A 591-nucleotide genomic window follows, 5' to 3' on the forward strand; every position below is an offset into this window, starting at 1 on the left:
TAAGCTGCATAAGGATGAGGATGTCACGGTCTGGAAATCATTTCTTCACAGCTTTAAGCAGAACTTCATTCAGGCGACAGCCATCTGGGCTGTGCTGGCCGCAGTGGGAGCCCTTCTTTTCATAGAAGGAAGATGGCTTCTCCTGTCGGGCAGCAGTTCCTCCATGTTCCTTTCCTACGGCCTGATTGGTATCGGGCTGATCGCGGGAGTGCTGCTGCTTTATATATTTCCGGTCATCGCTGCATTTTCCAATACCCTGGGAAAGCTGGCCGGCCATGCGTTTTATTTTGCTTTTCATAAGCCGGGATACTTAATCGCCACGGCGGCCATTACATGCCTTCCCATGTACTTTACCATGATGGATGCGAAGCTTTTCCCAGTCTATCTTCTGATCTGGCTCATGTGCGGGTTTTCACTGACGGCTTACGGCAATGCATGGTTTTATTTGAGGCTGTTTCAGCCGCACCTTAAGACGGCTGAAGCAGGCTCAAGCGCTTCAGACACTCTTCAGCCGGAGAGTGGACAGTAAAGGACAACAATAATATAATTCAAGGAGATCAGATTATGGCTATCATTATGAATCAGGCGGAG

1 protein-coding gene is annotated in these 591 nt (G+C 49.1%); it reads left to right on the forward strand.

Annotated elements, in window-relative coordinates; genetic code table 11:
- A partial coding sequence (locus tag NE664_12775; GenBank protein ID MCQ4727509.1) for a DUF624 domain-containing protein occupies nt 1–529 on the forward strand: 529 nt, incomplete at its 5' end.
- Nucleotides 530–591 lie beyond the last annotated feature (62 nt).

Source organism: Anaerotignum faecicola (genome assembly GCA_024460105.1).
Lineage (GTDB): Bacteria > Bacillota > Clostridia > Lachnospirales > Anaerotignaceae > JANFXS01.